10 protein-coding genes and 1 pseudogene are annotated in these 12,513 nt (G+C 39.5%); 3 read left to right on the top strand and 8 right to left on the bottom strand.

Annotation, left to right across the window (positions count from 1 at the left end; all coding sequences use genetic code 11):
- The 3 genes and pseudogenes from K6D58_RS03545 to K6D58_RS03535 all read left to right on the top strand — a co-directional run.
- Positions 1-441: pseudogene (locus tag K6D58_RS03545) on the top strand (low specificity L-threonine aldolase); the annotation flags it as partial.
- Positions 442-582: 141 nt separating this feature from the next.
- Complete coding sequence (locus K6D58_RS03540; protein WP_296827669.1) at positions 583-1,683, top strand: TIGR04133 family radical SAM/SPASM protein; 1,101 nt, start codon at positions 583-585, stop codon at positions 1,681-1,683.
- 64 nt (positions 1,684-1,747) lie between these two features.
- On the top strand, positions 1,748-2,155 hold the full coding sequence (locus K6D58_RS03535; RefSeq protein WP_296827667.1) for a hypothetical protein: 408 nt from the start codon (positions 1,748-1,750) through the stop codon (positions 2,153-2,155).
- A gap of 662 nt (positions 2,156-2,817) precedes the next feature.
- On the opposite strand, the gene ilvC is transcribed toward K6D58_RS03535, so the two are convergent.
- The 8 genes from ilvC to K6D58_RS03495 form a co-directional block, all read right to left on the bottom strand.
- Positions 2,818-4,296 (bottom strand): ketol-acid reductoisomerase, encoded by a 1,479-nt coding sequence (gene ilvC / locus K6D58_RS03530; protein WP_296827664.1) that lies wholly within the window; start codon positions 4,294-4,296, stop codon positions 2,818-2,820.
- 481 nt (positions 4,297-4,777) lie between these two features.
- Positions 4,778-5,746, bottom strand: coding sequence for a sugar ABC transporter substrate-binding protein (locus tag K6D58_RS03525; RefSeq protein ID WP_296827661.1), 969 nt, complete (start codon positions 5,744-5,746; stop codon positions 4,778-4,780).
- Complete coding sequence (locus K6D58_RS03520; protein WP_296827657.1) at positions 5,743-7,605, bottom strand: sensor domain-containing diguanylate cyclase; 1,863 nt, start codon at positions 7,603-7,605, stop codon at positions 5,743-5,745. Before K6D58_RS03520 ends, K6D58_RS03525 begins: the two co-directional genes overlap by 4 nt.
- A 144-nt stretch (positions 7,606-7,749) precedes the next feature.
- Positions 7,750-8,472, bottom strand: coding sequence for a hypothetical protein (locus K6D58_RS03515; RefSeq protein WP_296827655.1), 723 nt, complete (start codon positions 8,470-8,472; stop codon positions 7,750-7,752).
- Positions 8,473-8,543: 71 nt separating this feature from the next.
- The gene (locus tag K6D58_RS03510) at positions 8,544-9,095 is read right to left on the bottom strand and encodes an NUDIX domain-containing protein (protein WP_296827653.1); all 552 of its coding nucleotides are present in this window, start codon (positions 9,093-9,095) and stop codon (positions 8,544-8,546) included.
- Between the two features lie 204 nt (positions 9,096-9,299).
- The gene (locus tag K6D58_RS03505) at positions 9,300-10,727 is read right to left on the bottom strand and encodes an NAD(P)(+) transhydrogenase (Re/Si-specific) subunit beta (RefSeq protein ID WP_296827651.1); all 1,428 of its coding nucleotides are present in this window, start codon (positions 10,725-10,727) and stop codon (positions 9,300-9,302) included.
- A complete protein-coding gene (locus tag K6D58_RS03500) occupies positions 10,720-11,019 on the bottom strand; it encodes an NAD(P) transhydrogenase subunit alpha part 2 (RefSeq protein WP_296827649.1) in 300 nt (99 codons plus the stop codon). The genes K6D58_RS03505 and K6D58_RS03500 overlap by 8 nt, the downstream gene beginning before the upstream one ends.
- 20 nt (positions 11,020-11,039) lie before the next feature.
- Entirely contained in the window at positions 11,040-12,167 is a 1,128-nt protein-coding gene (locus K6D58_RS03495; protein ID WP_296827646.1) for an NAD(P) transhydrogenase subunit alpha, read from the bottom strand.
- Positions 12,168-12,513 lie beyond the last annotated feature (346 nt).

Genomic DNA, 12,513 nt, shown 5'->3' with positions numbered 1-12,513 from the left:
CTGTGTGACGTTTTTTATATTGGTGGAACTAAAGTTGGTGCTTTATGCGGAGAAGCTGTTGTTTTTACAAAAAATAATATGCCTGCACATTTTGAACATCTTATAAAAAAACATGGTGCACTCCTTGCAAAAGGCCGTCTTAATGCAATTCAGTTTGATACGCTGTTTACAAATGATCTTTATTTTTCACTCGGAAAGAATGCAATTGACCGCGCTGAAGAATTGAAATCTGTTTTTATACAGAAAGGATATAAATTCTTTATTGATTCTCCAACTAACCAGCAGTTTGTAATTCTGGAAAATGATAAGTTGAAGCAGCTTGCCGAAAATGTAAAATTCAGTTTCTGGGAAAAATATGATGATTCTCATACGGTTGTGCGTTTAGCAACAAGCTGGGCGACAACATCAGAAAAGATAAGGGAACTTGAAAAGCTGTTATAATTTGTCTTACAAATGGAATTCAATTATCATTGTAAATACAAACCCTCAAAACGGCGAAGTCAAGGCTTTAAGCGTTGGCGTGCCTTGACTCGACGTATTAAAAACAGAATTGAAGTTATTTTTTGGCTTCAGGAATTATATATGCATGTCACAGAATATTTCCGACGTTTTATTTTTCGTTGTTACAGAAACAGAGTTATAAAAAAACACGAGCTTAATTATTTATTCTGGGAGTGTACGTTACGGTGCAACCTTAACTGTAAACATTGTGGAAGTGACTGCCTTAAAACTTCTGATGTAGAAGATATGCCGCTTGAGGATTTTGTACAGGTGCTTGATGATATTAAGCAGAATAATACTTCAAGGCATCTGACTGTCTGCATTACGGGAGGGGAACCTCTGTTGCGCACTGATCTTGAAGAGGCAGGTAAGCAGATTGTAAAGAGGGGATTCAACTGGGGAATCGTTACTAATGCCCTTGCCTTTACACCGGAGCGCTTTGCTTCACTATTAAAAAGCGGAATGACTTCCATAAGTTTTTCTCTTGACGGACTTAAAGAGCAGCATACGGCTCTTAGAAAAAATCCCTCTTCTTTTGAAAGAACAGTAAATGCAATAAAGACGGTCGTAAAGTTTCAGAAAGATAATCCGGGATATTTTGCCTTTGATGTAATTACCTGTGTTCATAAAAATAATCTTGATGAACTTCCGGCCCTCAGGAATTTTTTGATTGAACTGGGGGTTGAGCGCTGGCGGATATTTTCTATATTTCCGTCAGGTCGTGCTGCAGAAAATAATCTTGCCCTTTCTAATCATGAATACCTACAGCTTATGGAGTTTATAAAAGAAACAAGAAAGTATAAGGATAAAAAAGGAAACGGTATCAGACTCAATTATGCCTGTGAAGGTTTTCTTGGAAAATACGAACTTAAAGTAAGGGATTATTATTATTTCTGCCGCGGTGGAATAAATGTGGGCTCCGTTATGTGCGACGGAAATGTAAGCGCGTGTCTTTCTGTACGGGGAAAAGATTTTATTCAGGGGAACATTTATCACAGACCTTTCATGCAGATATGGAATGAAGAATATAAAAATCTTCGGAACAGAAACTGGGCAAAGAAGGGCAGGTGTGCTTTATGCAAAGAATGGAAGAACTGTCTTGGAAACGGTCTTCATCTATATAATTCAATGTCTGAAGAACCTGCACACTGTAATCTTCAGATGCTGGCTGAGATAACTTGAAATTTTATATTCATTGAATTAAATTTTCATTAAGAAATATTTAAGAATAATTCCGGAGTTTTTTATGAAAAACAATATAAATAAAATTACCTGGACATGGAAAAAAATATCCGCTTCGATACTTGCTCTTTTGGGAATCGGTACCCTGACTTCATGTTATGGAGTAGTGGAAAGTTACAATACGGTTTATGGTAAGGTCTCAGGGGATTCTGATAAAGACGGAGTAAATGAGCCTGTCGGTGGAATCAAAATAGACTTTGTTTCTGGTAATGAAACAGTTGCTTCTTCTTATTCTTCCATGGATGGTAAGTATTATATTGATATTGATGACACTTTCAGCTCTGAGGGAAAACTTGTGTTTACTGATGTAGACGGAGAAGAAAACGGAAAGTGGAAGACTTTGGAAAAAGAAATAAATCTTGATACTGACGATATCTGCAACTTTGATGTAACTCTTGATTCCGACGAATAAAAAGACTGGGGGACACTGCAGATATAATTCCTTATGCCAGCGGAAGTCTTATTAATAATACTATCTGGGCAATTGCAGGTCTTAACAGGGAATCCGGCGGATATAAGTTTGCATCAGAAGATGCTCATGTTAAAAGTTATGCCAGAACCGATGTATGGGGTGCCTACGATGTAACTGGCACAAAGAATGGTAAAGCCGTGCTTACGGTTGATCTTGCACCTTGGCTGACGCCAAGTTGGACGAGTTTTACTTTCGTAAAACTCGCGGGATATGTTTGTTAAACAATTACAATACAGGCTTCATTGCAGTCCTGGCAACTTGGCTTGCGCCAAGTTGGTCGAGTTTTACTTTCGTAAAACTCGCAGTACTTGTAAACAATTAGAGTACTGGCTTCATGGCAGTCCTATCAACTTGGCTTGCGCCAAGTTGGTCGAGTTTTACTGCGTAAAACTCGCAGACTACGTTGAAGTATTAGAGTACAGGCTTCATTGCAGTCCTGGCAACTTGGCTTGCGCCAAGTTGGACGAGTTTATGCTTTGCATAAACTCGCGGGATATGTTTGTTAAAGTATTATAATACAGGCTTCATAGCTGTCATATCAACTTGGCTGACGCCAAGTTGGTCGAGTTTTACTGCGTAAAACTCGCAGTACTTGTAAACTATTACAATACAGGCTTCATTGCAGTCATGTATGCGCGAAGCTTGCGGCCTACTACTTCGATTGGGTGGTTGCGGATTTCGGCATTTACTTCTACAAGCTGAGTGTTAGGAACGCTGTTGCTCTTTACGCTGAGGCCTTTACCGATAACTTCTGTTGTGAGTTTTGGCATAAGGTCTTTTGCCATCATTGGAGCTGCTACGCGGCTGAAAAGATAGCATCCGTATTCTGCTGTATCAGAGATAACGCGGTTCATTTCGTAGAGGCGCTTGCGGTCGATGAGGTTTGCAATAAGAGGAACTTCATGGAGTGATTCATAGTAAGCTGATTCAGGTTTGATTCCTGCGTCTACCATTGTTTCAAATGCAAGTTCACATCCTGCTTTAACCATTGCAACCATAAGGATACCCTTGTCAAAGTATTCCTGTTCAGTGATTTCTTCGTCTGATTCTTTTGTTGATTCAAATGGAAGTTTTCCTGTTTCTTCACGCCATGTAAGAAGATCCTTGTCTCCTGCTTTCCAGTCTTCCATCATTGTAGAAGAGAATTTTCCGGAAATAATGTCGTCCATGTGTTTCTGGTAAAGTGGTGCAAGAAGAGTCTTGATTTCTTTAGAAAGTTCGTTAGCCTTAATCTTTGCAGGGTTAGAAAGACGATCCATCATGTTTGTAATTCCACCCCATTTAAGAGCTTCAGAAATTACATTCCATCCGTGCATAAGAAGTTTTGTTGCATATTCAGGAGCGATTCCGTCAGCTACCATTTTGTCGTAGCAAACGATTGTTCCAGCCTGGAGCATACCACAGAGAATTGTCTGTTCACCCATAAGGTCAGACTTAACTTCTGCTACAAATGATGATTCAAGAACACCAGCCTTTGAACCGCCCATTCCTACTGCAAGAGCTTTTGCAATTGCCCAGCCCTTTCCTTCTGGATCGTTTACAGGGTGTACGGCGATAAGATCAGGTACACCGAATCCGCGCTGGAATTCATGGTAAACTTCTGTACCTGGTCCTTTTGGAGCACACATTACAACTGTGATATCAGGACGAATCTGCATTCCTTCTTCAATCATGTTGAATCCATGTGAATACCAGAGTGAAGAACCTTTCTTCATTCTCTTCATAACTTCTGTAATTACAGGAGTGTGCTGCTTATCCGGAGTAAGGTTACCTACAAGGTCAGCTGTAGGAATAAGTTCATCATATGTACCAACTTTGAATCCGTTTTCAGTAGCGTTTTTCCATGACTGGCGTTTTTCAGCAATAGCAGAATCGCGGAGTGCGTAAGAAACATCAAGTCCTGAGTCACGAAGACACATACCCTGGTTCAATCCCTGAGCACCACATCCTACGATTACGATTTTCTTTCCCTGAAGAGCTTTTACTCCGTCAGCGAATTCTTCTTTTGCCATTGAACGGCAGTGTCCAAGCTGAAGACGAGCTTCACGCCATGGAATTGAATTAAAATAGTTGTTTCCCATTTTTTTCTCCTGTTTTTGGCGTTTCCTGAGGTTTTTCTGATTTCTTGCAGAAAGACAGGTGTGGGCATGAATATCATGTATTTATACCGCTAACGCATTATTTTCAGTTAGGTATTATATTGCTAAGAGGATGTTGCGTAAAGTGAAATCATTTTGATATGGTATTGCGTTAAACGCAATACCATATCAAAATGGACGAGTTTTCGCTGGCGAAAACTCGCATCGAGTTTTATTGGCTTGTTTTTCTTTGGAAAAATTCGCGTGGTTATGGTAAGGCTGCTATTTTTTAGTGCAACATTGTATCAAAATGGTCGAGTTTCCTTTGGAAACTCGCGTCGTGATGTTAAGTAACGTGTTTTTTATGGACGCAATATTATATGAAAATGGACGAGTTTTATTGGCTCGTTTTTCTTTGGAAAAATTCGCGTGGTTATGGTAAGGCTGCTATTTTTTTAGTGCAATAGTGTTTTCTATTAAATAATCATTTGTGGATTTTTTTGTGGATGCGGGTGCTTTCTTCTATGTAGGCTTTCAGGGATTCTTTGTCCTGATTGGTGTAGAGTTTTACAGGAATCTCTGCAATCATTTCTACTTCTTTGCCTTTTACTACATCAAGGGCATTGTTAAAAGCCTTGCAGCCCATTTTGTAAGGGTCCTGAACTGTTACGGCCAGGAGATTTGTATCTTCCTTAAGCATGGCCTGGGCTATGTCCCGGTTAAGGTCAGTTCCGCATAAAAGAATATCGTTGCGGTTTAATTCATTAAGGGCAAGCATGCAGCTGTCCAGTGTTGTCTGGTTCCAGCACCAGATGAGTCCAATATCCGGGTTTTTATCCAGCAGGGTGCGGACATTCCTCATGGTTTCTTCTTTTAATTCACTGTTGAATTCAGATACGGGAATAATTCCTTTTGAATCCAGAAGAGGTTTTATGGAACTCTTAAAGCCCCAGCATCGTTCTTCTGCAATGGTGTAGGAATTGTTTATGATAAAGGCGGCCTTTACTCCGGATAAATTATGTTCCTTAAAGTATTTAACAAGGTACTCTCCTGTAAGTGAACCCAGGTGGCTTGAGTTAACGATAATTTCACTGTCTACAGGATAGTTTACAAAAGTATTCCAGGTTACAACTTTTATGCCGTGGGTCTTAAGGTAGTCGATTGCTTCCATGGAATTGGTGTAGTCAATTGGACTTATGATTACAGCCTTTACATGGGAGCGGACCAGACTTTGTGCCAGCTGATATTCAACTTCCGTATCATAATAAGAGTTGCAGCTGGTAAATTTTACATGGTTTTCTGCAGCCATGTCTTTCATTCCCTGAACGGCTTCTTCAAACCATTCAAGGTCTGCATTAAAATTAATTGCAGCTATAAGGGCATTCTGTTTTTTACAGGAAAAAAGAGAGAGACTTGCAAGACAAAGGAAAAGGGCAAAAAAGTATTTTTTCATTGCATCTCCTGCCTGGAATAAATGTGGAATTGATTCTTTCCGTTGTTTTTAGAAACGTAAAGAGCTTCATCAGCATGCCTGAAGAGGTCTGCATATTTTGTTCCGTGCTGAGGATAAATGGCAACGCCTATACTTGAAGAAACGTTGATCTTTACATTGCCGTCCGTATATATTTCGTTAAGTCTTGAGCAGATGGATTTTGCCTTAGCCTGAAGAATTTTTTCTCCGGTAGTAATATCAACTGCCTGCAACTTAAGGAATGCCGCAAATTCATCACCACCAACTCTTCCTACAAAGTCCTTGTCACTGAATACCATGCAGAGTTTTTTTGCTGTATCAAGAAGAACTTTGTCTCCGATTATGTGGCCCATTGTATCGTTTACTTTTTTAAAGTTATCCAGGTCTATAATATAGAAGGCATAGATACCGTTGTCGTTGGATTCAGAAAGAACATTTTCAATACGTTCACGGAATGTTGCCTTGTTAAGAATACCTGTAAGAGGATCTTCTTCTGCTTTCTGTTTAAGAAGCTGCTCCTTGTTCATTACTTCATCTACGTTTACAAGGTTTCCTACAAAGCGGTGGGCATTGCCGTTTTCTGATCTTACTACTGTTCCAATAAACTTAAACCAGTAATAGTTATTGTCAGTGCAGCGGATTCTGACTTCCCTGTTAAAGGATGAAGCATCATTACTGCGGAGGTTATCAAGATCACGGATAAAGGAAATATCATCAGTGTGAACCTGGTTAAGAAGTTCCTCAATTTCTTTTCCCTGAAGTTTGTCATTGCCATTTTTGCAAAGGAATTCAGTGTCGCCTGAAAGTTCAAGCTTGTCTTTATAAAAGTCGTAGTCAAAGACAATTGTCTGAGTCTGTTTTGTAGCAATACGGAATTTTTCGTTGGTACGCTGAATTTCATTATTGCTGCGAAGAAGGAACACTGTAGAAAAAATCAGCAAAAGAAAGGCAAGTGAAATGCTGGTTTCTACTGCTATAAGCTGGGAAGAAATGGTTGTAGACATATCAGTGATAATTGTCTGAGGCGTAATAAGGGCGTAGTACCATCCTTCAATTGCTACAGGAGCAAGTATTGCCATGCGCTTTTGTGTTCCGGACTGATAGGGAATAATTACAGGCTGCTGGGATTTAAATTCTGCCTTTATATTTTCTACTGTCATTTCTCCATCAAGGCCCCAGGAAGTTCCCAGGTCAAAGAAGTTTACGATTTTGCTGGTTATAAGTTTGCTTTTGTCAGTTCTGGCAATAATCATTCCGTCAGAAGAAACCAGAATTGAAGATGAGTCTTCGTTAAAGTTAAAACCTTCTATAAATAAGTTCAGTTTTATATCAGAAAAGACACCAAAAAGAACTCCTGTAATTTCTCTTTTTTTACGCACCGGTACAGAAACAATAAGACTTTCGTTATAGCCGTTGCCTGGAAGAATTGCTTTAGAAATGATGAACTGATTGTTCATGCTGTTTTTAAAAAAGTCCTGGTCTGCAATATTAATTTCCATATCGCTGGCAGAAATACAGTCTCCGTTTTTATCTGCAATATAAATTGCGCTGAAGGTTTCTGAAGCTCTAAAAGATTGAACTGCTGTGCGACGCTGTTCCTTGTCATTCATGTCTACTGAATCAAAAAGCAGGGACATGGATTTGAGCATGGACATCTGGTCTTCCAGTCTTGTTTTAAAAACTGATGCCTGTGAACGGCAGGTTTGTTCCAGAGATTTTTTTACTGATTTTTCTATAAGTTTTTCTGTATTGTTATCAAACCAGAAGGAAATGCCAATAAGACATCCTAAGGTGATGATAATTGAGGCAATAACTGGAAGCTGTATTTTTATTTGACGCATATTAGCCCCCTGTAACAATTTTTACTTTTGTTTAAATTATATAACAAGAAATAGTAATATTGAAGCATTTTTTTTAGTTCATTGATTTTAAAATCAGGCCCCGGCCTTTTAAAAGAGGGGGGCTTTTTGTATTTTTTTATGTTTTTATTCTGTTACTTCGGTTTTAAAAGCGTAAACCGGGGTGTTTTGAGGCCAGATACACATGTCATTAACTGTACCTGATCCTCCGTAGTTACTGCCGCTGGAGTTTTTAATGTAGAAAGTCTGTGTATTGTCAGAAGAACCGCTGGAACTTGAGACAGGTTTCTTAAAGTAAAGCATTACACTTGTGCCGTTAAGGCTGTAAGGCAGTCTGTAGTCCTTTTCCTGATCGTCAGAATCGGTAGAAGCAGGATCCCTTATGTAAACAGTATAATCAGTTGAAGCGGTGGTAAAGGTAATGCCGGTGTATACAGTTTTGTAACAGTCAGTTACTGAGGAACTTCCTGCGGTAACAGTAATGTGACGGGCTTTTGTTGAGCCTGAATCTGGGGTCAGGGTTCCGCTTCCGGTTGAATCTGAGCTGCCTATGTTGCCGTAGCTGCAGCTATAGGAAGGAGTTGTTACGCTTTCTACAGTGTCCGTAACAATTACATCAGCTATACCGGTAGAAGAAGAGTAGGTGTATGATGCTTCATAAGTATCAAGGTTTCCGTCTTCATCTTCATCAACATATAGCTGAATGAAACATTCAGAGCTGTTGATAATAAGGGTTCCATCGGTGAGTTCGTATTCACCGTAGACTTCAGAAACATCAATGCTGTCTGCAGGTTCTGAGCAGGATATCAGCAGTGATATGGCCATAGAAATTAAAAAAATCTTACGCATATCAAGATTATATTAGATTACTTTTATTCCTTCATTAAAATGAATAAAGTCTTTTTTTATATAACGGAATATTATAGAAGGCCTTTTGCCTTTAAAATTCCGTAGGCAGAGAGGGTGCCTGAATCTTTAATTATGTTTGTCCTTACAAGGGTTTCAAAATCTCCGGGTGTTATTGTCCTTACTTTAAGGTCACTTTCTTCTTCATCAAGGTGAGGCTGTCCTTTAGTAAGATCGGTTGCAATAAAGACATGGCCGGTCTGATCAGAAAAACCTACTGCAGTAAAAAATGTTCCCACTTTTTGAATTGAAGCTGCAGTAAGACCGGTTTCTTCTTTAAGTTCCCTGAGGGCATTTTCTTTAATGTCTGAATCTTTTGCTTCCAGCATTCCCTGAGGAAATTCCAGGGTATTTACTTTAAGGGGATAGCGGTACTGTTCTACAAGGTAAAGATTTTTTCCGTCAAAGGGAACAATAAGGGCAAACTCTCCTTTTTCTACAACGCCGTAAAGCCCCTCCTTCCCACCGCTGCGTTCAATTTTATCTTCGTATACTTTCATCCAGCGGTTTTCATATTTAAGTTCATGAGTGAGCTGTTTAACAGGGGCTTCTTTATTCTGGGGCATTTTTTTCTCCTTAAAATGAGTGCTGTAATTTTTATATTCATAAATTATAACTAAAGGGAGATACTGCTACAAGGATAGTAATTCATTCAGATTGAATTAAAAGACGAAGGGAGAAACAGCAGAGACAAAGCGTGAAGGTCACTTGTGTCTTTTTGCTGCTTCTCCCTTCAAGGTTTTATAAAAAAATTTTTTTGGAGCCAGAGTTTATGAATCGAATTCTGCAACCAGCTGACTTACTGTCTGCTTTGCATCTCCGTAAATCATTACAGTGTTGTCATTTGTAAAGAGCGGGTTTTCAATTCCTGAGAATCCTGTTCCCTTTCCTCTTTTAAGAACAAATACAGTGCGTGCTTCAAAAGCATTGATAACAGGCATACCGTATAATGGAGAAGACTGGTCGTTAATTGCTGCAGGATTAACAACGTCATTTGCACCAATAACAATTGCTACATCAACATTGCTCATCTGAGGATTCATTTCGTCAGCAGTCTTAAGCTGCTCGTAAGGAACATTTGCTTCTGCAAGAAGAACATTCATATGACCAGGCATACGTCCTGCTACAGGGTGAATTGCAAAGTTTACTTCTGCACCGTTGTTTTCAAGTTTGTCACAAAGTTCCTTAACTGCATGCTGAGCCTGAGCAACTGCCATACCGTATCCAGGAATTACAACTACATTTTTTGCAGCTTCAAGAATCATGTATGCATCTTCAACTGACATTGAAGCAGGTTCTTTTGCAGGACCATTTGCACCAGTCTTTTTCTTTGCACCGAATGATTTAAAGAGAAGGTTGGAGAATTTACGGTTCATAGCCTTACACATAATAAGGGTAAGGATAAGACCTGAAGCTCCAACAAGACATCCTGATACAACAAGAACTGTATTGTTGATTGCAAATCCGGCAAAGGCTGCAGCAAGACCAGAGAGGGCATTAAGGAAAGAAATGATTACAGGCATGTCACCGCCACCGATTGGCAGTACCATGGTAAATCCTAAAATAAGGAAGATGGCTGTTGTTGCCATGATTCCGGCAAATTCAATTTTTGCATAATTGAATGGATTGTCTTTTGTAAAGAAAGAGTAGGCACAAATAGCAGCTGCTCCCGCGATACAAAGAATTGCATTGATTATATTTTTTGCAGGAATTGAAGAAATCTTTTTAAATGCTTTACCGGAAAGTTTTCCCCATGCAACAAGGGAACCTGTAAAGGCAACTGCACCGATGGCAACTGTAAGTCCAAGGGAAACAGAAGTAAAGTAAGTTCCCTTAGGCTGAACAAAGTACTGGGTAAGGGCAACCAGTAAAGAAGACAGACCTCCGAATCCGTTAAAGAGGGCAACCAGTTCCGGCATTCCTGTCATCTGAACTTTCTTTGACCAGATGGCACCGATGATTCCTCCAAGAAGAACGGCTGCTGCAATCCATACATAACCGTTTGCAAGCCAGTTGCTGCTGTTCCATGAAGCAAAGACTTCTTTCTGGCAGAGAACTGTAATTACGGCAATGAGCATTCCTAAAGATGAATAAAGATTTCCCTTGCGGGCTGTATCTGTTTTTCCTAAAAGCTTGATTCCCCTGATAAAGAAAATGCAGGAAATCATGTAAAGGATATCAATAAGTGTTTTATTCATTATTTTTATCTCCCTTTTTTTTGAACATTCCCAGCATGCGGTCAGTAACCATGTAACCGCCGATTACGTTAATGGTGGCAAAAACAATTGCTAAAAATCCCAGAATCCTGCCAAGCATTCCGCCTGTAGAAACTGCCAGTGCTGTAATTGAAACTGCACCTACTACAGTGATTCCGGAAATGGCATTTGTTCCCGACATAAGGGGAGTGTGAAGCTGTGAAGGAACTTTAGAGATAAGTTCAACTCCTAAAAATGCAGCTATAACAAATACAAAAATTAACATTATATCCATTTGAGTCTCCTGATTAATTTTTAATTATTCTTGAAGCGTTCATGAATTATCTGTCCGCCTTTAGTAAGAAGACAGCCCTTCATGATTTCATCTTCAAGCTTAACTTCAAACTCTTTGCTTTCTTTATTGTAGAAATGCTGAAGGAAGGCAGAGATGTTTCCGGAAAGCATCTTTGATGCATCATAAGGAACCTGACGTTCAAGAAGGTCACCGCTCATAATTGTTACGCCATTTTCCGTAACAACGTTTTCTCCAAACTTAGAACCTTCTACGTTGCCTCCTGTAGAAACAGCCATGTCTACTACAACTGAACCAGGCATCATGCGGTCAAGAACATTTTTTTCTATAAGGCGTGGAGCTTTTCTTCCGAATACTTTTGCAGTTGTAATTACAATGTTTGATTTTTCGCAAACTTTAGCCTGAGCTTCTTTTTGTTTTGCAATCTGTTCAGGTGTAAGTTCCTTTGCATATCCCTGTGCAGTCTGACCCATTTCTCCCAGGTCAATTTTTACAAAGCTGGCACCAAGGGACTTAACCTGTTCTTCTACAACAGGGCGGGTGTCAAAAGCATCAACTCTTGCACCAAGACGTTTTGCAGTTGCTATTGCCTGAAGTCCTGCAACACCTACACCAATAATGAAAACTCTTGCAGGATTAATTGTACCGGCTGGAGTAACCATCATAGGAAGAATCTTTGGAAGATGAGCTGCTGCATTCAATACTGCAACATAACCTGCCAGGGATGTCTGTGAAGACTGAACATCCATTTTCTGAGCAAGGGTAGTGCGGGGAATCATCTCCAGTGAAAGGGCCTGAATTTTGTTTTTTGCAAATTCATTTAAAAGATCTTTTTCGTTGAATGGATCAAGATAACTGATGTGAAGGGTATCTTCTTTTAAACCTGCAGCTGTCTCCGGTTTAAGAATGCGTACAACAATTTCACTGTCAGAATATGCTGTCTTTTCATCAGCAACTATTTCAGCCCCTGCAGCTTTGTAGGCATCATCAGAAAAACCGCTTTTTACTCCGGCTCCGGAAACAACCTTAAAGCTAAAGCCCAGTGCTGATAACTTTTTTATGTCATCAGGAATCAAGGCAACCCGGGTTTCTAATTTGTCTTTTTCTTTACAAACCAAAACCTTTTTCATAATAGGAACTCCTTGTAACTTATAAATAATAGATGAGTAAAAATCTCATTAAGTTAGCTGTGGCTAACCATAGGGCAATTATCAATTAAATAAGGAATTAAGACAATAGACTTTTTCAAATGTTAAAGAGAATAAAAACCAATAAGAAAAAATATGTTGGGGGGTGAGGGAAGGGAATAATAAAAAAACATCTGCGTTATCCCAAGGAGACCAAAAAAAAGGAACAGCCCCCCAAATATCCAGGAAGCTGTTCCTTTTGTTTGGTCTCCTTGGGAGAAAGCAGATGTTTTTTTATTAGTTCCTTCCCTCACCCCCCAACGTGTTGTTGTTTATTGTGTTGTTGTGT

It is taken from the genome of Treponema sp., assembly GCF_024696245.1.
Classification (GTDB): domain Bacteria; phylum Spirochaetota; class Spirochaetia; order Treponematales; family Treponemataceae; genus Treponema_D.
Note: the sequence above shows the minus strand (reverse complement) of the source record. Positions and strands in the feature narration are given on the sequence as shown.

Coding starts and splice junctions, on each gene's coding strand:
- K6D58_RS03540 (WP_296827669.1), top strand. CDS start 583: ATGCATGTCACAGAATATTTCCGACGTTTTATTTTTCGTTGTTACAGA.
- K6D58_RS03535 (WP_296827667.1), top strand. CDS start 1,748: ATGAAAAACAATATAAATAAAATTACCTGGACATGGAAAAAAATATCC.
- ilvC (WP_296827664.1), bottom strand. CDS start 4,296: ATGGGAAACAACTATTTTAATTCAATTCCATGGCGTGAAGCTCGTCTT.
- K6D58_RS03525 (WP_296827661.1), bottom strand. CDS start 5,746: ATGAAAAAATACTTTTTTGCCCTTTTCCTTTGTCTTGCAAGTCTCTCT.
- K6D58_RS03520 (WP_296827657.1), bottom strand. CDS start 7,605: ATGCGTCAAATAAAAATACAGCTTCCAGTTATTGCCTCAATTATCATC.
- K6D58_RS03515 (WP_296827655.1), bottom strand. CDS start 8,472: ATGCGTAAGATTTTTTTAATTTCTATGGCCATATCACTGCTGATATCC.
- K6D58_RS03510 (WP_296827653.1), bottom strand. CDS start 9,095: ATGCCCCAGAATAAAGAAGCCCCTGTTAAACAGCTCACTCATGAACTT.
- K6D58_RS03505 (WP_296827651.1), bottom strand. CDS start 10,727: ATGAATAAAACACTTATTGATATCCTTTACATGATTTCCTGCATTTTC.
- K6D58_RS03500 (WP_296827649.1), bottom strand. CDS start 11,019: ATGGATATAATGTTAATTTTTGTATTTGTTATAGCTGCATTTTTAGGA.
- K6D58_RS03495 (WP_296827646.1), bottom strand. CDS start 12,167: ATGAAAAAGGTTTTGGTTTGTAAAGAAAAAGACAAATTAGAAACCCGG.